This is a genomic window from Pseudomonas sp. CFBP2511 (genome assembly GCF_030209255.1).
Lineage (GTDB): Bacteria > Pseudomonadota > Gammaproteobacteria > Pseudomonadales > Pseudomonadaceae > Aquipseudomonas > Aquipseudomonas avellanae.
On sequence record NZ_JARVSI010000020.1, the window covers coordinates 1 to 20,006 of the forward strand.

Annotated in this window: 16 protein-coding genes and 1 pseudogene; 8 read left to right on the forward strand and 9 right to left on the reverse strand. The window is 58.6% G+C overall.

From position 1 onward, the window contains the following. Window positions 1-265: 265 nt before the first annotated feature. Window positions 266-1,168, reverse strand: coding sequence for a LysR family transcriptional regulator (locus QRN38_RS16620; protein WP_005767282.1), 903 nt, complete (start codon window positions 1,166-1,168; stop codon window positions 266-268). Window positions 1,169-1,274: 106 nt separating this feature from the next. On the opposite strand from QRN38_RS16620, the gene QRN38_RS16625 reads away from it, so the two are divergent. Then, window positions 1,275-2,360: an AbrB family transcriptional regulator gene (locus QRN38_RS16625; protein ID WP_010205738.1), complete on the forward strand. Its 1,086-nt coding sequence runs from the start codon at window positions 1,275-1,277 to the stop codon at window positions 2,358-2,360. Between the two features lie 27 nt (window positions 2,361-2,387). Here QRN38_RS16625 and QRN38_RS16630 read toward each other — a convergent pair whose 3' ends face one another. The 5 genes and pseudogenes from QRN38_RS16630 to QRN38_RS16645 form a co-directional block, all read right to left on the reverse strand. Beyond that, window positions 2,388-3,632, reverse strand: a complete 1,245-nt coding sequence (locus QRN38_RS16630; protein WP_005767284.1) for a D-mannose isomerase — start codon at window positions 3,630-3,632, stop codon at window positions 2,388-2,390. Window positions 3,633-3,755: 123 nt separating this feature from the next. Then, a complete protein-coding gene (locus tag QRN38_RS28330; RefSeq protein WP_370737340.1) occupies window positions 3,756-4,619 on the reverse strand; it encodes a methyl-accepting chemotaxis protein in 864 nt (287 codons plus the stop codon). Then, window positions 4,611-5,381, reverse strand: a pseudogene (locus QRN38_RS28335) (MCP four helix bundle domain-containing protein); the annotation flags it as partial. The gene QRN38_RS28330 and the pseudogene QRN38_RS28335, both read right to left, overlap by 9 nt. Window positions 5,382-5,561: 180 nt before the next feature. Then, window positions 5,562-6,701 (reverse strand): glycerate kinase, encoded by a 1,140-nt coding sequence (locus QRN38_RS16640; protein WP_057417774.1) that lies wholly within the window; start codon window positions 6,699-6,701, stop codon window positions 5,562-5,564. 110 nt (window positions 6,702-6,811) lie between these two features. Further along, on the reverse strand, window positions 6,812-7,903 hold the full coding sequence (locus QRN38_RS16645; protein WP_057417775.1) for a sugar diacid recognition domain-containing protein: 1,092 nt from the start codon (window positions 7,901-7,903) through the stop codon (window positions 6,812-6,814). 228 nt (window positions 7,904-8,131) lie between these two features. Between QRN38_RS16645 and QRN38_RS16650 the strand changes: the two genes are divergently transcribed. Further along, entirely contained in the window at window positions 8,132-9,223 is a 1,092-nt protein-coding gene (locus QRN38_RS16650) for an alpha/beta hydrolase (protein ID WP_054090479.1), read from the forward strand. An 11-nt stretch (window positions 9,224-9,234) separates the two neighbouring features. Here the strand turns inward: QRN38_RS16650 and QRN38_RS16655 are convergent, their stop codons facing one another. Beyond that, a complete protein-coding gene (locus QRN38_RS16655) occupies window positions 9,235-9,948 on the reverse strand; it encodes a FadR/GntR family transcriptional regulator (protein ID WP_054090471.1) in 714 nt (237 codons plus the stop codon). Window positions 9,949-10,417: 469 nt separating this feature from the next. Between QRN38_RS16655 and QRN38_RS16660 the strand changes: the two genes are divergently transcribed. From QRN38_RS16660 to QRN38_RS16675, 4 genes are all read left to right on the forward strand, one after another. Continuing rightward, window positions 10,418-11,743 (forward strand): MFS transporter, encoded by a 1,326-nt coding sequence (locus QRN38_RS16660; RefSeq protein ID WP_057417776.1) that lies wholly within the window; start codon window positions 10,418-10,420, stop codon window positions 11,741-11,743. A gap of 51 nt (window positions 11,744-11,794) precedes the next feature. Next, window positions 11,795-13,147 (forward strand): glucarate dehydratase, encoded by a 1,353-nt coding sequence (gene gudD / locus QRN38_RS16665; protein WP_005767295.1) that lies wholly within the window; start codon window positions 11,795-11,797, stop codon window positions 13,145-13,147. Window positions 13,148-13,290: 143 nt separating this feature from the next. After that, complete coding sequence (locus QRN38_RS16670) at window positions 13,291-13,944, forward strand: DUF1345 domain-containing protein (RefSeq protein ID WP_057417777.1); 654 nt, start codon at window positions 13,291-13,293, stop codon at window positions 13,942-13,944. A 32-nt stretch (window positions 13,945-13,976) separates the two neighbouring features. Further along, window positions 13,977-14,933: a D-2-hydroxyacid dehydrogenase family protein gene (locus tag QRN38_RS16675; protein ID WP_057417778.1), complete on the forward strand. Its 957-nt coding sequence runs from the start codon at window positions 13,977-13,979 to the stop codon at window positions 14,931-14,933. A gap of 194 nt (window positions 14,934-15,127) precedes the next feature. On the opposite strand, the gene QRN38_RS16680 is transcribed toward QRN38_RS16675, so the two are convergent. Then, entirely contained in the window at window positions 15,128-15,457 is a 330-nt protein-coding gene (locus QRN38_RS16680) for a DUF2790 domain-containing protein (protein WP_005767301.1), read from the reverse strand. Between the two features lie 239 nt (window positions 15,458-15,696). On the opposite strand from QRN38_RS16680, the gene QRN38_RS16685 reads away from it, so the two are divergent. Together QRN38_RS16685 and QRN38_RS16690 are read left to right on the forward strand one after the other, a co-directional pair. Then, window positions 15,697-15,921, forward strand: a complete 225-nt coding sequence (locus tag QRN38_RS16685) for a hypothetical protein (protein ID WP_057417779.1) — start codon at window positions 15,697-15,699, stop codon at window positions 15,919-15,921. Window positions 15,922-16,251: 330 nt separating this feature from the next. Further along, the gene (locus QRN38_RS16690) at window positions 16,252-17,577 is read left to right on the forward strand and encodes an OprD family porin (RefSeq protein ID WP_057417780.1); all 1,326 of its coding nucleotides are present in this window, start codon (window positions 16,252-16,254) and stop codon (window positions 17,575-17,577) included. A 294-nt stretch (window positions 17,578-17,871) separates the two neighbouring features. Here QRN38_RS16690 and QRN38_RS16695 read toward each other — a convergent pair whose 3' ends face one another. Beyond that, window positions 17,872-19,500, reverse strand: coding sequence for a methyl-accepting chemotaxis protein (locus QRN38_RS16695; protein WP_057417782.1), 1,629 nt, complete (start codon window positions 19,498-19,500; stop codon window positions 17,872-17,874). Window positions 19,501-20,006: the final 506 nt, after the last annotated feature.

Below are 20,006 nucleotides of genomic sequence, written 5' to 3' on the forward strand. Positions count from 1 at the left end.
CGGAAAGTGTAGACACTCCGGGTTTCTCGGATCGGGCTGACCATCTCATTATCCCCGCTCCGTTTCCGGCCCGACTTCGTCGGGTTCCTTCGCCCTGACACTTACGTCGCACTCTGCGTCGTCAGTACCATCGCGGTAAAAAAGCGCTTTTATTTATATGCAGTAACTACGAGCAAGGCATGCCGTTGTGTTGCAGCACAAATTTCACACCTTGACGCGGAGCGACATGCACGAGAATCAGTTGGCCTGGGTCAATCGCTGCGTTTCACCCCCAACCCAGAAAGTCCCCGCCGTTGTCGCGCAGCATTTGCAACATGCCTTCTGCGGCGGGCGACAGGTAGCCGCCCTTGCGCAGGGTGACGCCGATTGTGCGTTTCAGGGTGGTTTGTTCCAAGGGCACTTCGCGCAGGTGTTGCATGGTTTTACCGAATTCCAGCGACTCGCGGGCGACGAAGCTGAGCAGGTTGCTCTGCGCTATCAGCCCTGGCAGCAGCGAGATGGAGTTGGCCTCGATCTGTACGGTCGGCAGCGGCAGGCCGTGCGCGGCGAAGGTTGTATCCAGCCATTTGCGTGACGACACGCTGACTGGCGGCAATACCCAGCGGTACGCGCACAGGTCGCTCATCTGCAAGGGTGTCTTGAAGATCGGGTGGTGCTTGCTGGCAATCACTACCGCTTCATCCTTGAGCACGGCAAAGCTGGTGACGTCGTCGCTGTCGGGGGCCAGGGCGCAGATGATCATGTCCAGTTGCCCTGAACGCAGGGACTCACGCAGCAGGTCATCCTGACCTATGACCAGCTTGAAGGTGACGTCCGGGGTGCGCTGCAACAAGGCCGAGGTCAGTTTCGGCATCAGGTATTCCGCCATCGTCGCAGCGCAGCCGACACGGATGTTGCCCACCATGCCGCTGGCAAAATCCCTCACTTCGCGCTGCGTCTGCGCAATGCTTTGCTGCAACTCCTTGCCTCGCGCCTGCAACAACTCGCCCACCGGCGTCAGTTTGATTCGGCGACCGTCACGCTGAAACAGCCGCGTGCCGAACGATTCTTCCAGGCGCTGGATGCTTTTGGTCAGCGCAGGCTGACTGCGATTGAGCTTTTCGGCTGCTCGTCCGAGGTGGCCCAGCTCGGCGATGGTTTCGAAATAGGTGAGATCACGCAGGTCCATATCTATCAACCAAAGTTATCAATTCATGACTATTAGAAAATAGACTTGATTAATTACGGTGTCGATAATGGCCACCTGCAATTCACACCGACCAAGGAGAACGTCCTTGTCCCAGGCTTCACGCTTTTCGATATCCACACTCTCGCCGCTGGCCCAATGGGCAGCGCTGATCCTGATGGCCGGAACTGCCGGTCAACTGCTCAAACTTTTCAATATGCCCGCTGCGATGTTCCTTGGCCCGATGCTGGTTGCCATCGGCTTTGGGGTATCGGGTGCCACCATCCGTATGCACAAGAGCGTCTTTCAACTGGGCCAGGGCACGGTCGGCGTACTGATCGCCCATGCCATGTCGGTCAGTGTGCTGCTCACCGCCCTGCACTCCTGGCACGTCATGCTACTGGCCACCGTTCTGACGGTGGTGCTCAGCGCAGTGGTCGGGCTGGTGCTGGTGCGTTTTGCCGGTATACCCAGCAACACGGCAGCCTGGGGCACGTCGCCAGGTGCGGCCTCGGCAATGGTCGCCATGTCCGAGGATTACGGGGCCGACTCGCGGATCGTCGCCACCATGCAGTACGTGCGGGTGGTTTGTGTCGTGACCATCGGCGCACTGGTGAGTCATCTGATCGGCGCATCGCCTGCTGCAGATTTGCACAGCAGCGCGTCGGTTCTGCAGGACCTCAACATGGCTGATCCGGGCCTGAGCCTTGCCGTCATTGTGACCGGGGTGGTGCTGGGTTCGCGCCTGCCGGCGGGTGCCTTGCTGGTGCCGTTGATGCTGGGCGGCGCACTGCAATTGAGCGGACTGATGCAGATCACCATTCCTGACTGGCTGCTGCCCATCGGTTACGGCGCTATCGGTTGCTACGTCGGGCTGCGCTTCGACCGGCCGACCGTGCAATACGTCTGGAGACGCCTGCCGATGATGATTCTCGCGTCACTGCTGCTGATCGTGCTGTGCGCGCTCTCGGCCTGGCTGATTGCGGTGATGATGGACAAGGATTATCTGTCGGTGTACCTGGCAACCAGTCCGGGTGGCCTGGACACGATGGCAATCATCGCCATTGATACCCATGCCGACGTCGGCTTCGTGCTGGCCATGCAGACCTTGCGCTTGTTCGGTGTGATCCTGACCGGCAGCTTTCTGGCCCGGCAGATCATTCGCTTGACTGACAAGCGCATCCCTGCGCTGTAAGACTCGAACGCCCAGGCTACCTGATGATCACTCTAGCCCCGCCAAAGCACTGGCTAGGCTGGGTGCAAGCGGCAGGACCGGCAACAACGTTGCCTGATAAGCGTGGTACAGGTCAGGTTTGCCCGGCCAGATGTCCGCACTGGGCTGATTAAGCTCGTTCAGTTCATGACGCCAACTGCCATGTTCCTGATCAATGAACAGGGTTTCGTTGAACTCCCAGAAACAGCGATACCAGTCTTCATACTGTTGCTCGCCGGTACGTTGCAACAACGCAGCGGCAGCCGCAGCGGCTTCGCAGTGAACCCAGTGCAGACGATGGCGAACCACCGGTTTGTTGTCCCAGTCGAGGGTATAAACGATGCCTGGTGCGCCGTCCACGTCCCAGCCGTAGCGGCAGGCGTTGGCGAACAGTTGACGGGCATCTTCGAGCAGCCAGTCGGGGCTGGAACGCCCGGCGTGACGACGCGCCGTCTCAAGATGCAACACCAGCCTTGCCCACTCGAACGCATGCCCCGGCGTGGTGCCGAAAGGCCGGAAACCGTCGGCCGGGTTGTCATGGTTGTAGTCGGGCAACGGTTGCCAGCCCTGGGTGAAGTGCTCGATGACCTGAAAGTTGTTCGCCCCGGCCTGCTGATGGATTACTCGCTCGACAATGCTCAACGCCCGATCGAGCCATTGTGCATCGCCGGTCACGTCGGCCAGCGCTAGAAAGGCTTCGGTGCTGTGCATGTTGCTGTTGGCGCCGCGATAGGCTTCTTCATGGCTCCAGTCCTGCGCGAACGACTCGCGCATGGCGCCTTCCTGCTCGCTCCAGAAATGCGTCTGGATGACCTGAATGGCGTCGGACAGCAGCGCCTGAGCGCCAGGGCGCCCCGCCACCACCGCAGAGCTGGCGGCCAGCGCGACGAACGCGTGCAGATAGGCCTGCTTGTCGGTCTTGCCGCCGTCTTCGGGCGCGGCGCTGAACCAGCCGTCGTGCTCGGCATCGCGCAGCGGACCGCTGAGTGCGGCGACCCCGTGATCGACCAGCGCGGCGCAGCCGGGTATGCCTTGCGCATGGGCCATGGCAAAACAGTGAGTCATGCGTGCCGTGTTCATGGTTTCGGCCGTGGCACCAACCATCAGACGTCCGTAGTCGTCAAGACTGCCAAAGCCGTTTTCCAGCCTGGATGCCTTGGCGAAGGCCAACAGGCGGTTGCCTTCCAGTGCCAGCCATTGATGATGGGCTGGCGAGCGCAGCCAACTGCTGAAAGTGTGATTATTATTGTCCATGACGCGATGCCGCCCCCTTCGATAAGGTTGTGCCGACTGTACCGGAGGTCGTTTTGACCGAGGGCATAATGCGCGTCCGGTCGTTCGTCGGCAAGCGGACACAACCTGTATCAATGTAGGGTTTTACACCTTGAAGCGTAAGACCACCTGGTTCAGGTCCGCTGCCAGACGCGACAGCTCATGGCTTGATGCGCTGATCTGATTGGCACCCTGGGTCGATTGCATGGACAGATCACGAATATTGACGATGTTGCGGTCAACTTCACGCGACACTTGCGCCTGCTCTTCAGCCGCGCTGGCAATCACCAGATTGCGCTCGGAAATCTGATTGATCGATGAAGTAATTTCACTCAGCGATTCGCCTGCGCCCTTGGCCAGCGACAATGTCGAGCTGGCGCGCTCGCGGCTGGTGTTCATCGATTCCAGCGCCTGGGCAGAACCGCTGCGCATGGCATTGACCATCGAGTCGATTTCCAGCGTTGACTGCTGGGTGCGATGCGCCAGTGCCCGCACTTCATCGGCCACCACCGCAAAGCCCCGCCCCGACTCACCGGCGCGCGCCGCTTCGATCGCTGCGTTGAGTGCCAGCAGATTGGTCTGCTCGGCAATCGAACGAATCACATCCAGCACCTTGCCAATGTCCTGCGACTGATTGGCCAGGTTTTGCACCAGCGTTGAAGTGGCCTGCACGTTATCGGTCAGTATCTCGATCGACTGCACGGTCTCGATCACCCGCGTCTGGCCCGCCTGCGCCGAGTTGCTGGACTGGCTGGAAGCATCCGAGGTGGACACTGCGTTGCGTGCCACCTCTTCCACTGCCGAAGTCATTTCATTGATGGCAGTGGCTGCCTGATCGATCTCGGCGTTCTGCTGGTTGAGCCCGCGATAGCTGTCCTCGGTGACCGAGTTGAGTTCTGTGGCGGCCGAGGCCAGTTGCGTGGCCGAACTGCCGATATGACGCATGGCGTCACGCAAGTTGCCCTGCATCAATGCCAGGGCACGCAACAGGCGAGTGACTTCATCTTCGCCGTCGACCTCGATGCTGTGCGTCAGATCACCTGCGGCAACCTGCTCGGCGGCGGTCACTGCGCGCTGCAACGGGCTGACGATACTGCGCGTCAGCCACAGCGCCAGGCCAATGGTGCACAGCGCAGCGAGGACCACGAAGATAATCACGATATCGCGCGATTTGTCGTACTGGGCCTCGGCCGACTTGCCTTCGGCATCGACCTTGGTGACATAGAAATCGGCCAGGTCATTGAGCTGCTTGCCGGAGCCGTCGACAATCTGCTTCATGTCGATCAGCAGCAGCTTGTTCAGCCCGGCACTGTCGCCCTGGCCTGCCAGCACGAAAGAGCGATCCAGCGCCGTGCGGTATTGGCCCATGGTCACCAGAAACTGATCATTCAGGGTCTTTTCTTCAGGGGTGTCGACGAAGGTCTTGAGGGTGTCCAGCTTCTTGTTCAGGTCGCCCAGACGCACGTCCAGTTGCCCGCGATAGGTCGGAATGCTCGCAGGGTCGGTGTCCAGTGCCATGCGCAGGGAGATAGTCCGAATGCGCAGCATGATTTCACGGATATCATTGACCACTCGCATGCTTGGCAGCCAATTGGTTTCGACGGCCACTTCGCTCTGGCGAATGGTCGACATCTGCGCCAACGCAAACCAGCCGAGCAATGCGACCAACAGGGAAATGAGGGTAAAACCCAGACCGGCACGACGAGCGATAGTGAGTTTGCGTAAGTTCATGGCCAAGGCTCTTTTTTATTTGGAGGGCAGTGTTTGACGGGAAGTTGTCAGACAACCGCCAGCGTATCGCCCATGTCCTACAATTCTTGAGAGCGGTCAGCAATCATTTAGGGTTTTTACTCGACAAACCACGCGCGCTTGCCGAATTGTCCTGTGCAGACGGTGCCTCCAGGGACGCACTCAGTGACGAGCCGCCAGTTGCCAGACCCGCGCCACATCACGTGCGCGGTCATGCAGCAAACGACGGGTATCGCGGCACGCCTGCTCAAGGCTCATTGGCCCGCTGGTGAGCGCAAAGGCTGCGCTGATGCCGTGCTGGTAAAGCTGCTCGTAACCCTCGCCCAGCGTACCGGCCAGCACAAGCACCGGCACGCGCTGGCGCTGCGCAACCCGCGCCACACCCAGAGGCGTCTTGCCACGCAGGGTTTGCGCGTCGAAACGACCTTCGCCGGTAATCACCAGATCGGCACCGATCAACGCCTGCTCCAGCCCGGTCAGGTCGGCAACCACTTCGACGCCGGGGCGAAACGAGGCATTCAGATACGCTTTAGCGGCAAACCCCATTCCACCTGCCGCACCGCTGCCGGGGCTGTTGCGCTGGTCCAGGCCGAGGATATGCGCCGAATGATCGGCGAAACAGCCAAGCGCTGCGTCCAGCGCGATAACCTGCTCGGGCGATGCCCCTTTCTGCGGGCCGAAGATGTGCGAAGCGCCGTTGGGCCCGCACAGCGGATTGTCGACATCGGCGGCAATTTCGACGCGCACCCCGGACAGACGTGGATCGAAACCGCTCAGGTCGATGCGGGCGAGATTCGCAAGCGCCAGGCCGCCGGGCGGCAACGGCTGGTGGTCGGCATCGAGAAAGCGTGCGCCCAATGCCGCGAGCATGCCGCTGCCGCCGTCATTGGTTGCGCTGCCACCGATTGCCAGAATGATGCGCCGGGCTCCGGCGTCCAGCGCCGCAAGAATCAACTGCCCGGTGCCTGCGGTGCTGGTGACGCAGGCATCGCGCTGCTCAAGGGTGAGTAATTGCAAGCCGCTTGCCATGGCCATTTCAATGATTGCGGTCCGGCTTTCTGCCAGCCATCCCCATTGTGCTTCGACCGGCTGCCCCAGCGGGCCATTGACCCTGGCACTCATCAGTTCGCCGTTGCAAGCCGCCAGCAATGCCTCGATGGTGCCCTCCCCGCCGTCAGCCATCGGGCATTTGATCAATTCTGCGTGCGGCCAGACTTCGGCAAGGCCGCTGGCGATGGCGTCGGCCACCGCTTGGGCGCTGAGGCTGTCTTTGAACGAGTCGGGGGCGATGACTATTTTCATTGTTGTTCTCCATATCCGATACCGAATGTTCTCATCCCGGCCCGGTTTCGCCGCCTGCCCTGCGCACAATGATCAGCATCGGCAATCGGGCATTTGACCAAAAAAGCTTTTTATTCATGACGAGTCATCATCTGCGCGCCCAGATACAGGCGTAGCAGGTCATCGGTCTTGTAGGGATCGCAGCCCGTCAGTTCGGCTATTTTCTCCAGTCGGTAGCGCAGGCTGTTGCGATGAATGCCCAGGGCCTCGGCGCAGGCCTGGCTTTCGCCGCTGTACTCGAACCATTTGCACAGGGTGTCGAGCAGTTGCGCATGATTGTGCAAACGGCCAATCGGCTCGGCCACTTCTTCGGCCAGCCAGTCATGGCGGTAGCGCCAGAACAGCACCGGCAGACGGTGCGCCTCCAGACGCAGAATGCGTTGCCCGGGTCTGGCCTGAGTGGCGTAGTCCAGCAGATCGCGCGCCGCCGCGCAGGCATTGCGTAATGTGGGCAAATCCGGAGATTGACCCACTGTGGCCATGCGCAGGACTGGCCAGCCGTGCTCATCCAATTGCCTGAGCAGCACGCCGTCGTCACGTTCCTTGCCCACCGTGCGGCACCAGTACAGCAACGTGGGCTCACGCAGCACGCACCAGCTGTCGGCGTAACGCGAGCCAAGCCAGGCTGCAATCTGACTGGCGAACGCCCCTGGTGCGTCCAGCTGGATGAGCACCGCCTGACGCGGCAAATGCGGTTGCAGGCCCAATTGCCGCGCTTCGTCCACCAGACTTTCTGGGCAATCAGCCAACAGCAGCCGAGCCAGCAGGTCTTCACTGCGTTGCGCGCGCCATTGCAGGTCGGCTTGCTGACGACGTTGCTCCATGAGCATTTCAGCCGTCATCTTCACCAATTCGCCATAGACCCGGACCTCGTCCGGCTCGCCGGTGATGCCAAGCACGCCCACCAATTGATGGTCGAGCATCAAGGGCAGATTGACGCCCGGTTTTACACCGCCCAGGCGCATCGCCGCCAGCGAATCGATCTCGACCACCTGACCATTGGCCAACACCCGTTGTGCCCCCTCGTGGCGGGTGCACAAACGCTCTGGATCGCCGCTGCCGATAATGATGCCCAAGTAGTCCATGACATTGACGTTGTACGGCAGAATGGCCATCGCCCGGTCGACGATGTCCTGAGCCAGCGCTCGATCAAGGGCGAACATGAAAGGCTCCCGACGCGGGGCAAGGCTTGTAATGGTTGGGCATGTGGATACATTTTGTTGAAGTTATAGAGCGTCCGAGTGTGCCTGAAAGTGGTAAAGCGCGCGATGTGCGTGGCAGAGTGCCTGCTTTGAACGTTTGAACCGCCATCTGCAAGAGGCCCCCTGAACTTGATCAGATTCCGACTCGCCAGTGTGCTGTCGCTGTTGACCTTGCAAGCCTGCACGTCGATGGCCGAAAACCAGACACCCAACACAAGCTTTGAAGACTACCGGCAACGGACGGTCGAGCTGATCCGCAACCAACGCACCTTCCAGACTGACGACCACGCGACCGAACTGGGCTGGAACGCACCGCGCCAGTGGACCCCGACCGGCACACCGAAAGGCGGCGTGCTGCTGGTGCATGGGCTCGGCGATTCACCGTGGTCTTTTCATGATGTTGCGCAAAAACTCGCCGTTCAGGGTTACCTGGTGCGTACCGTGCTGCTGCCGGGGCATGGCACCAAACCCGAAGACATGCTCGACGTGCGCCTGGAACAGTGGCAGCAGGTAGTGCGCGAACAAGCGCAACTGCTCAGCCGCGAGGTGCCGAAAGTCTATCTGGGTGGCTTCTCGACCGGCGCCAATCTGGTCCTGGACTATGCCTATGAGCATGACGAGATCGCCGGGCTGGTGCTGTTCTCGCCGGCGTTTCGTTCCAACAGCGGCTACGCCTGGCTGACACCGTGGATCGGCTGGGCCAAGCCTTGGCTCGCCGCACCCAACGACGGGTTGCGCCCGATGCAGACGCCGCTGCGCTACATGAATATGCCCACCAACGGCTTTGCCCAGTTCTACCGCAGCAGCGCGCTGGCGCAGGACCGGTTGCATCAGCGCCGCTACGAAAAACCGGTATTTATTGTCATCGCCGAACACGATTCGGTGCTGGATACCGAGTACGTACTGGACAACTTCAACCAGCGCTTCAGCCACCCGGCCAGTCGGCTGATCTGGTACGGCGACCTCCCCGGCAAGACCACTGACATGCCCCGCGTCGAGGTGCGCACGGACTCTTTGCCGGAATACCGAATCAGCCGCTTTTCGCACATGGGCATCCTGTTCGCGCCGGACAACCCGCTTTACGGCGTGGCGGGCAGTCAACGAATCTGCTGGAACGGCCAGAGCACATCGGACACCGCGAAATGCATGGCTGAAGGGCCGGTGTGGTACTCGGACTGGGGCTACAACGAGCCCGGCAAAGTCCATGCACGCCTGACCTTCAACCCCTACTTCGAGTGGCAGACCCATGTGATGCTCGGCGTATTAAGCGAAGTCCGATAAAGCGGCACGGTTCACTCCAGCGGCACCAGTCGCTCACGGCTGTTGCTCAGGTGCGTCCACATCGCCGCACGCGCGGCGTCAGGGTCCTTGCGGCGAATGGCGCTGAGCAATGCTTCGTGTTCCAGATTGGCCAGGAAGCCCTGATGCGCGAGGTTGTTGCCAGCACGCTCGCTGGACGCAATGCGACTGCGCGGGATGATCGCGCTGCCCAGATGCTGCATGATCTCCATGAAATACGGATTGCCGGTGGCCTCGGCGATCAGCATGTGGAAGCGCTTGTCGGCCTCGACACAGCTGTCGTCATTGGCCAGCAGGTCCTGATAGTCATCCAGCGCCTGACGCATAGCCGCCAGTTGTTCATCGGTGCGACGCACCGCAGCCAAGGCCACGGCCTGAGTTTCAAGGCCGATGCGCAACTCGATGATGTCGCGCACGCGTGACACGGTTTCAACCTTGAGGCGCAGGCCTGTCTGGTCGCTGCGTTCCAGCACGAACGTGCCGATACCGTGATGGGTCACCACCAGCCCGGACGCCTGCAACTTGGAAATGGCTTCACGCACCACGGTACGACTGACGCCGTGTTCACGAACAATCTGGTTCTCGGACGGCAATTTCTGCCCCGGCGCGATCTTGCCGAGCAGAATGCGCTGGCTCAGTTCGGTCACCAGATCTGTGGCCAGGCTGTGCTGACGGCGTTTGGGGGCTGCGCTGGCGGATTCCTGCATGGCGAGTGAGTCCTGACTTGTCTGATTGTGCAGCTTTATCACGCCCTTGCTGGCGGACGCCTGCCGGTGGATGCACGCAAAGGCCGATTTTCACAGGCCTGCGCAGTTGTCTGACTTGTATTACAAGCTGTTCAGCGCTGTCAAAAAAATTATTTCTTGACCCAAGGCTTCAACAACCGCCGACCTGGATCAAATAGTGGCCATCAAACTTCCCTTTGGCTGATCTAAAAACCCAAAAAACCCCGAATTCAAAGGCTTTAGCCGTCCATCAGCGCTAGCTTGCCGACCTTGTTCGAAGCGTTTTCATTGGCCGGCCCGCTTCCAAAAATGTTCAAAACGAGGCGTAACGGGGGATTGCGCAAACGCCTTTTACTTGTATGATGACCGACAATGCGAGGGACACACTTCGCACATACCCGCATAAAAACAACGAGTGGGAGATTCAACTGTGAGCACATCCAATTCCAGGATGGCCGACGGCACAGATTCGGTTCTGAGTTCAGCCGTCTCGAAGGTCAAACGTCACGTCCTGCCGCTTTTCGTGATCATGTTTATCGTCAACTACATCGACCGGGTGAACATCGGCTTCGTGCGCTCGCACATGGAGCACGACCTCGGTATCGGCGCTGCCGCCTACGGGCTGGGTGCCGGACTGTTCTTCATCGGTTACGCGCTGTTTGAAGTCCCCTCCAACATCCTGCTGCAGAAAGTCGGGGCGCGTATCTGGCTGACGCGAATCATGCTCACCTGGGGCATCGTTGCCGCCTGCATGGCCTTCATCCAGAACGAAACACACTTCTACATCCTGCGCTTTCTGCTCGGCGTGGCCGAAGCGGGTTTCTTTCCGGGCGTAATCTACTACTTCACCCGCTGGCTGCCCGGCGTCGAGCGCGGCAAGGCGATTGCCATTTTTCTCAGCGGCTCGGCCATCGCTTCGCTGATCTCCGGCCCGCTGTCCGGTCTGCTGCTGCAAATCACCGGTTTTGGCCTGAAAGGCTGGCAGTGGATGTACTTCATCGAAGGCATGTTCTCGGTCGGGCTGTGCTTCTTCGTCTGGCTCTGGCTGGATTCCAAGCCGCACGACGCCAAGTGGCTGACCCGCGAAGAACAGGACGCGCTGGTCAACGCAATCGATGCCGAACAGGCTGCTCGCGAAGCCGCAACACCGGTCAAGGCCACCCTCGGTAAACTGCTCAAGGACAGCCAGATCATCCTGTTCTGCCTGATCTACTTCTTCATTCAGTTGACCATCTACGCAGCGACCTTCTGGCTGCCGAGCATCATCAGGAAGATGGGCAACATGACTGACTTTGAAGTCGGCATGTTCAACTCGATTCCGTGGCTGCTGTCGATCATCGGCATGTACGCTTTCGCCACACTGTCCGCCAAATGGAAGCGTCAGCAGGCCTGGGTCGCCATCGCCCTGCTGATTGCCGCTGCCGGGATGTTCATGTCCACCACCGGCAGCCCGATCTTCGCCTTCGTTGCCATCTGCTTTGCGGCGCTGGGTTTCAAGTCCGCGTCGTCGCTGTTCTGGCCTATTCCGCAGGCGTATCTGGATGCACGTATCGCCGCTGCGGTCATTGCGCTGATCAACTCGGTGGGCAACCTCGGCGGCTTTGTCGCGCCGACCACCTTCGGCTTGCTCGAAGAGCACACCGGCTCGATTCAGGGCGGGCTGTATGGCCTGACTGCAACATCGATCATCGCGGCAATCATCGTCTTCGCCGCGCGCAACACCCCCAAGGCTGGCGCCACTCCGGTGGCCGCTATCCAGACCCCGGCCACCCATTGATTCACCTGTGCAGCCATTCCTTTACAGGCCACACTTTTTACAGGATCAGTCATGAATATTCAGCACTCCAACATCACCGGCAAGGCCCCTGTCATCACCGACATGCAGGTTGTACCGGTGGCCGGCCATGACGACATGCTGCTCAATCTCAGCGGCGCGCACGGCCCTTATTTCACGCGTAACATCGTCATCCTCAAAGACAACGCCGGGCATGTGGGCGTCGGCGAAGTGCCTGGCGGCGAACTGATTCGTCAGACCCTTGAAGACGCGCGCTCACTGGTGGTCGGCAGCAGCATCGGCACCTACCAGAAGATCCTCAATGAGGCACGCAAAGCCTTCGCCGATCGCGATTCAGGCGGCCGAGGCCTGCAAACCTTCGACCTGCGCATCGCCATTCACGCAGTCACCGCACTGGAGGCCGCGCTGCTTGATCTGCTCGGTCAGCATCTGGACGTACCGGTTGCCGCCCTGCTCGGTGAAGGTCAGCAACGCGATCAGGTCGAGATGCTCGGCTACCTGTTTTATGTCGGCGATCAGCGCAAGACCGACCTGGCCTATCGCAGCGAACCCGAGGCTGACAACGACTGGTTCCGCCTCCGCCATGAAGAAGCGCTGACCCCAGAAGCAGTGGTGCGTCTGGCCGAAGCCGCGCAACAGCGTTACGGCTTTCAGGACTTCAAACTCAAGGGCGGGGTGTTGAGCGGCGACGAGGAGATCGAAGCCGTCACCGCACTGGCCGAGCGCTTTCCCGAGGCACGCATCACGCTGGACCCCAACGGCGCCTGGTCGCTCAAGGAAGCCATCCGCCTGTGCCGCGATCAGCATCACGTGCTGGCGTATGCCGAAGACCCGTGCGGTGCGGAAAACGGCTTTTCCGGTCGCGAAGTCATGGCTGAATTCCGCCGCGCCACCGGCCTGAAAACCGCCACCAACATGATCGCCACCGACTGGCGTGAAATGGGCCATGCCATTCAGTTGCAATCGGTGGACATTCCGCTGGCCGATCCGCACTTCTGGACCATGCAGGGTTCGGTGCGTGTGGCGCAGATGTGCAATGAATGGGGCCTGACCTGGGGCTCGCATTCCAACAACCATTTCGATATTTCGCTGGCGATGTTCACCCAGGTTGCCGCCGCAGCGCCGGGCAACATTACGGCGATCGATACCCACTGGATCTGGCAGGACGGTCAGCGACTGACCAAGGCCCCACTGCAAATCATCGGCGGCAAGGTCGCCGTACCGAAGAAGCCGGGGTTGGGGGTCGAATTGGACACCGACCAGTTGGCCAAGGCTCATGAACTCTATAAAGGCATGGGGCTGGGCGCGCGTAACGACGCCGCAGCGATGCAGTTTCTGATCCCGGACTGGAAATTCAACAACAAGCAGCCTTGCCTGGTGCGCTGAGCCTGACGTTCACTCATTAATTGACTGGCCACAATGCTGGCACACGGCGCGCAACCCCCTTGCGCGCCGTTTTTTTCAAATCCGGCTTGGCAGGCGGAATTGGCATGCTACTGTCTCGCAACATCCAGTAACGACTAGACCGCATGCGCCATCTTGCCCGCACCCGCCCTCGCCTGACTCTCGCAGCCCTGGTTGGCTTGACCGCAGGCATCGCCTGGGCCTGGCTCATCCCCCACGCAACACTCACGCAAAGCCTGCTGACGGGCTGGGACACAGGCGTGTGGCTTTATCTGATTCTGATCTTCGTCCGCACACTGCGCAGCAATGCCGACGATGTCCGGCGAGTCGCACTGATGGAAGATGAGAACGCCGGCGTCATCCTTGTCACGGTGTGCGTCGCAGCACTGGCCAGCCTGGCCGCCATCATTTTCGAGGTCGCTGGCAGCAAGGGCCTTTCCAGCGACGCCAAAATGCTCCATCACGCCTTCACCGGCCTGACCGTCATCGGCTCATGGTTGATGATCGGGGTGATCTTCAGCCTGCATTACGCACGCATGTTCTACACCTGGAACGGCAAGGAGCCGGCACTGGCCTTCGTCGGCGGCGAAAAGCATCCGGACTACTGGGACTTTCTGTACTTCTCGTTCACCCTCAGCGTGGCAGTACAGACCTCCGACGTGGGCGTAGCAACCCATGAAATGCGCAAGGTCGTGCTGGGCCAGTCGTTGATCTGCTTTGTCTTCAACACCGCCATTCTGGGTTTTTCGATCAACATTGCCGCCAGCCTGTTCAACTAACCTTTTCAGCCCCATCAAGAGGACCGCAGACCATGACCCTATTGAAAATCGCAGTGCTCGATGACTGGCAGAACGTCGCCAGTGGCGTGGTCGACTGGTCTGCCCTCGACTCGGTAGGTGAAATCAGCTTTCTGCACGACTACCCGGCCGACACCGCGACCATGGTCCAGCGCCTGCAAGGCTTCGATGTCCTCTGCGTGATGCGCGAGCGAACATTGTTCGATGACGTGCTGCTCAGCCAGTTGCCAAACCTGCGTTTGCTGGTGACAGGCGGCATGCGCAACGCGGCCATCGATACAGCGGCTGCCGAGCGTCAGGGCATTGTTGTATGTGGCACTGAAAGCTACAAAAACGCAGCGCCGGAACTGACCTGGGCGCTGATCATGGGCATCACCCGCAACCTGGTGGCCGAGGCCAACTCACTGCGCGCAGGCAACTGGCAGGTCGGGCTGGGCAGCGACCTGCATGGCAAGACCCTGGGCATTCTCGGCCTGGGCAGCATCGGCAAATGGATCGCCCGTTACGGGCAGGCGTTCGGCATGAACGTCATCGCCTGGAGCCAGAACCTGACTGCCGAAGCTGCCGCCGAATCGGGCGTCACCTACGTCAGCAAACAGCAACTGTTCGAGCAAGCCGATGTGCTGTCGGTCCACCTGGTGCTCAGCGACCGCAGCCGAGGGCTGGTCGATGCACAAGCGCTGGGCTGGATGAAACCAAGCGCCTACCTGATCAACTCGTCCCGCGGCCCGATCATCGATCAGGCTGCGCTCATCAAGGTCCTGCAACAGCGCCACATCGCTGGCGCCGCGCTGGACGTGTTCGACATCGAACCGCTGCCCGCTGACCACCCGTTCCGCACGTTGAACAACGTTTTGGCAACGCCACATATCGGCTATGTCACCGAGAACAACTATCGGACTTTTTACGGGCAGATGATTGAAGCTATTCAGGCCTGGCATGCGGGGTCGCCGATTCGAGTGTTTGGCTGAGGGTTGCTGTTGCTGCCCCATTCGAGGACGTCAGCAGCGCAGTGAAGCAGGTAAATCTCTCAACGTGCGCGCGTTGCAAGAGCCTTGAAAAAGGGATGGCGCTCACGATTCTCACGCACAAAAAATCAGCCCGGACGACTGTCCGGGCTGAAGGTTAGGGTGAAGCGAGGGGGTGCCTCCTGGCAGGTCTGGAATCACTGGCTGTTAAGGCAACCACTGAGCACCTGGTACTGAACAGTCTTCAGATCGCCCTTGGAGTTCTGGTAAGTCATCAGCTTAGGCATGACGCTGCAGGTCTTCAGGTCCGGCGACTTGCGGATCACTTTGGCAACGTCCAGCTTCATACCGTACTTGTATTCTTCGATCGCAGGCATCGCCTTTTTATGGGTGGTGGCGTACTTCTGTACGGCGGCCTGGTGATTCTTGATCAAGGTTTCTGCCTTGACTTCGTCTGTGGTGTAAGCGAAAGCGCTCAGGGGAGAAAGAATGGCCAGAGCGAGCAGTAAGGATTGGGCAGTACGCATATTAGATGACTCCGCTGTTTGAATATTGTCTGAATTAACGTTCCACGCTTAACGCGAAGATCGCTGGGCTTTTACGGCTTGCGAGCTTGGAGATTACCTGTTTTTCATACACTTTTTTATTTATGACGAATTTGTAATTTTTTGCTCACCTTCCTGTTAGTTGCCCGACTTTAAGCTTGGCTCATTCCTGAAAAACGCACGACGCAAACAGGATCCAAACATTAACCAGAGAAGAGAAAATGACGATGAAAGTGATTAAATCGATGGTCTTTGCAGTAGCCGCCCTGTCCTTTACAAGTGCCTTTGCCGACGACGGCAACGAATTCGCCAGCACGGCTTCCGACAAGATGCGCATGGCTCAGGAGCAGCGTTTCCGGGAGGGCCAGAGCGCCCGACAGAACGAGCAGTATGTAAACTCGGACGAAAAATCCAGGTCTGAGACTTCCGCTAAATCCGAAGGCTAACGCCTTTTGGCCTACAACAAGCAGCTACCCTTTTCGCCTTTGGTAGTGTTCCGGAATATTGGGTTGAGGCGAAAATTAAAGCGTCCTTCGGGGCGCTTTTTTTATAGATCCTCAAAATACAATATGCCAACTGGCATATTGATCTGAGTTTCGTTTTCCGATCTAAATGCCGCGACTGGCGTGACGCGTACTTCTTTCAGATTTGTAATGCAGTCGTCATCTTCGCGTTATCTTCGCCTCTTCAAGATTGGGCCTCACTGGCAGCCATCGAGTTATAAAAATATGCCAGACCGAGACGTTTATATGATCTGCCCAATGAACGGAGTGCACATGACTCAACGCAAAAGACTTTCCCTCGCCTTATGGTCGACCCTCGCCGGAATTACACCTTTTGCCGCCTTCGCAGAAGAGCAGAAAGAAGGGTTCGTCGAAGGCAGCTCGCTCAACATTCTCAATCGAAACTTCTACATGAACCGTGACCATCGTCATGGTGAGTCAAGCCCGACCGGCAGCGGCTACTCTGAAGCCTGGGCGCACGGCATCATGGGGCGCTTTGAATCGGGCTTCACCCAAGGCACCCTCGGCGTAGGTCTGGATGCGTTCGCGATGGTCGGTATCAAGCTGGATACGGGCGACGGCCGAAACGGCCTTCAAACACCCTTCTCGGTGATGCCCGTCAATTCGGATGGCAACGCCCGCAATGAATACACCAAAGTCGGCGGCGCGCTGAAAGCCAGAGCGTTCGACACTGTCGTCAGAGCAGGCGATGTCTTCCCGACAACCCCCGTTGTCGCTTTCGGCGATAGCCGTCTGCTGCCGGAAAGCTTTCGCGGCGTGACCGCTATCAACGACAGCTTCAAGGGCCTGACCTTACAAGGCGGTCGCCTAAACGGGATGAGTCAGCCTGCTTCAAGCGACATGAAAGAAGGCTTTTCCACGTTCTATGCCGGTCCGGTCGACTCACCCTGGCTCGCCTATTTCGGCGGTGACTACAAAGCCACTGACCGGCTGAATCTATCTCTATACACCAGCCGACTGAAAGATGCGTGGGACCAGAAATACGGGGCTGTGTCCTACGTGCTGCCGATCAACGACGACCTGTCGCTGACCAGCAGCCTGAATTACTACAACGCAACCGACGAAGGCAAACGGCTGCTCGGCGAGTTCGACAACGACATATGGAGCGCCAGTGTCGACCTGAAATACGGCGCACACAGCCTGGCGCTTTCCCATCAGCGCAACCAGGGCGATGACGACTTCGACTACCTGAGATTGTCCGACTCGATTTATCTGACCAACTCCCTCCAGTACAGCGACTTCAACTCGCCGAAAGAACGCTCGTGGATGCTCACCTATAACCTGGACATGACCCCCTACGGCGTGCCCGGTCTTACGTTCATGACCCGCTACGGCAAAGGTACCGACGCTGACTATACCAACGCCAACAACACCTACATGCGCCGTGACGCACAAGGCAATCCGCTGACCGACCAGAAACGCTGGGAGCGCAACATCGAAGCCAGGTACACCTTTCAGACCGGAACCCTGAAGGACTTGTCAGTACGCGTCCGCCAGGCCACGACCCGAGCGACCGAGTTCGAGCAGAACCTGGATGAAGTGCGCGTTATCGTGGAGTACCCGTTGAGTGTGTTGTGACATTTTGCAGGCGACGCTGTCGGTTCATGTATAGGCAGGAAAGCGTCTTTGAGGGCACTTTTTTCGCCAGGGCTTTTCTGAAAAAGTCGCTCTGGCTGAAAGGATGCCCTCTGGTTGCCAGGCGAGCCGTCAAGCACGCCTACAACTTAATCCATCGCCACCACAAATACGACCTGCCTGTGAACTGGGCCGCACCCTCGACAACTGCGCGGTGAAGTCAGTTACGAATACGAATCCAACAGCCGCCTGCTGGAACATAAACCCGAAATGCACCTGCGCCGAGACTATGTTTTGCTACAACTGAAAATGCCTCAACCTTTCGTTCAGGCCGTTGGCAAGTTCTGCGAGTAGCTGACTGGCGTGGGCGGTCTTGTCCGCGCGAGTTGCCGACTGGGCCGCCAGGTCTCGAATACGCACCAGGTTGCTGTCGACCTCACGGGCGACTTGCGTTTGCTCTTCGCAGGCGCTGGCGATTACCAGGTTGCGATCATCAATGATCATCACCGAGTTGGCGATAGAGGCCAACGCTGCGTTGGCCAATTCTGCCTGCGCTTTGGTGCGATGCGCCTGCTCGCGGCTTAGCGACAATGCCGCTACGGTGTTTTGGGTGCCTTGCTGTACGTGCTCGATCATGCTCTCGATTTCCCGCGTCGAATCACTGGTACGGTGAGCCAACGCGCGCACCTCATCTGCAACAACGGCAAACCCTCGACCGGCATCACCCGCACGGGCAGCTTCAATCGCTGCGTTCAGGGCAAGCAGATTGGTCTGCTCGGAAACAGACCTTATAACCTCCAGAACTTTTGAAATTTCCAGTGTTCTGACGGCCAGCAGTTGTGCCTGATCGGTAGCCTGCTGCACATCCTCGGTCAGTTGCTTGATTGAGCCGACTGTAAGACCGAGTTCCCCCTGCCCTTCTTGCGCAGCACGGGCCGACGCCTTTGACTCTTCTGAAGTGGAAACAGCATTGCGCGTGACTTCCTGTACCGCTTGGCTCATCTCGGTCACCGCAGCAGCAGACATCTCTATTTCGCTATTCTGAACACGCAGGTCAGCGTTGTTATCGCGCATCAATATGTTCAGTTCTTCGGTCGCCGTGAACACTTGTCCGGCCGCCTGCCCGACATGGCTCAGCGTGTTTCTGAGGTTTTCACGCATCCGCACTATCGACTGCAGTAACAGGGCCGCCTCATCCCTGCCAAGGCTTTCAATGTGCGCGATGCGAAGGTCGCCCGCCGCAATCATTTCGGATGCCGCCAACGCCTGTCTAATCGGCCCCGACAGGCTGACAGTAAGCCGCCAGGCCAGGATCAGGGTGACCAGCAGCGCCGCCCCCATCGTAAACAACGTGACCCGATTGGCAGTGGCATAGGTATGGCTGGCGCCGGTGCTGGCTTCTGATTGCGACGCATCGTTGAGCTGTTTCAGACCTTCCAGCTGCGCCATCAGGGACTTTGCGATACCTGCCATCTCATTCCAGGCCAGCAGACGGCCTGCGTCCTCCTGGCCTGCCGTGATCAGTGCGTGAACCTGTTCGGCATGTCGCGCGTAGTCTTTAAACGTCGTGTCCACGCCCTCAATCAACTCCCGCTCGCCCGGCGAATCGATGAAAGGCTGGTACGCCTCTATGGCTTTTGCGAACACTGATTCGCGCTGCATTAACTCGTCGCGCGCCTGAACCAGTTGATCGGCACTGCGAGCGGATAACATTTTCATTACGTCGTAGCGCGTGTTTGAAAACGCCAGAGCAATGGCGTCGCCCAAGGCAATTCCGGGCAATGAGTCGTTTTCGATCTCAAGGCCTTTGGCACGAATACTGGACAACTGTGCCAGGCTGAAAATACCCAAACCCAAGACCAGCAAAACCATGACAGCAAAGCATGCCAACGTTCGCGTGGCTATTTTAAAACGTCGTAAATACATAGAACTTCCTCTTGATGCAGCCTGCACAAGACACACACGGGGATAACAACCACACCGTGATGCCAGAAAAATTTACTCAACGGTTCAATCATCGACGATGCACTTAACCTCACACGCAACGTGCCGGTACTTTTTAACAAAGTGATCGATACTTTTTTGCTTACACTAGCGATTCAGCAATCCGTGCGACCACCCCCCCTGCATCCTGGCAAATAGCGCAGCGCAATATTTTCGACAATCAACCCAGAACCCTGACAATTAAGCCACAGGCTTTTGATCAATAAAACAAAAATTCAACACACTAAAAAGTAAGACTTTTCATTCGCCACGGGCAGTTTATTTATGAGTATCCATTCACCCCGTAAATAACATCACGTCCAAGCGCACGCTATCAAGCGTTGAAAAATCAAAAGAAAAACACGCACAAGCACTAATAAAATCAATGATTTAATCCCCGCCCGAGTTCTTTAAATGATTACCGACATTCACCATGCCGACCACACTCG

Coding starts and splice junctions, on each gene's coding strand:
- QRN38_RS16650 (WP_054090479.1), top strand. CDS start 8,132: ATGGCCGAAAACCAGACACCCAACACAAGCTTTGAAGACTACCGGCAA.
- QRN38_RS16685 (WP_057417779.1), top strand. CDS start 15,697: ATGACGATGAAAGTGATTAAATCGATGGTCTTTGCAGTAGCCGCCCTG.
- gudD (WP_005767295.1), top strand. CDS start 11,795: ATGAATATTCAGCACTCCAACATCACCGGCAAGGCCCCTGTCATCACC.
- QRN38_RS28330 (WP_370737340.1), bottom strand. CDS start 4,619: ATGCAGGGCAACTTGCGTGACGCCATGCGTCATATCGGCAGTTCGGCC.
- QRN38_RS16680 (WP_005767301.1), bottom strand. CDS start 15,457: ATGCGTACTGCCCAATCCTTACTGCTCGCTCTGGCCATTCTTTCTCCC.
- QRN38_RS16695 (WP_057417782.1), bottom strand. CDS start 19,500: ATGTATTTACGACGTTTTAAAATAGCCACGCGAACGTTGGCATGCTTT.
- QRN38_RS16645 (WP_057417775.1), bottom strand. CDS start 7,903: ATGTTCGCCCTTGATCGAGCGCTGGCTCAGGACATCGTCGACCGGGCG.
- QRN38_RS16655 (WP_054090471.1), bottom strand. CDS start 9,948: ATGCAGGAATCCGCCAGCGCAGCCCCCAAACGCCGTCAGCACAGCCTG.
- QRN38_RS16660 (WP_057417776.1), top strand. CDS start 10,418: ATGGCCGACGGCACAGATTCGGTTCTGAGTTCAGCCGTCTCGAAGGTC.
- QRN38_RS16620 (WP_005767282.1), bottom strand. CDS start 1,168: ATGGACCTGCGTGATCTCACCTATTTCGAAACCATCGCCGAGCTGGGC.
- QRN38_RS16670 (WP_057417777.1), top strand. CDS start 13,291: ATGCGCCATCTTGCCCGCACCCGCCCTCGCCTGACTCTCGCAGCCCTG.
- QRN38_RS16630 (WP_005767284.1), bottom strand. CDS start 3,632: ATGGACAATAATAATCACACTTTCAGCAGTTGGCTGCGCTCGCCAGCC.
- QRN38_RS16640 (WP_057417774.1), bottom strand. CDS start 6,701: ATGAAAATAGTCATCGCCCCCGACTCGTTCAAAGACAGCCTCAGCGCC.
- QRN38_RS16675 (WP_057417778.1), top strand. CDS start 13,977: ATGACCCTATTGAAAATCGCAGTGCTCGATGACTGGCAGAACGTCGCC.
- QRN38_RS16690 (WP_057417780.1), top strand. CDS start 16,252: ATGACTCAACGCAAAAGACTTTCCCTCGCCTTATGGTCGACCCTCGCC.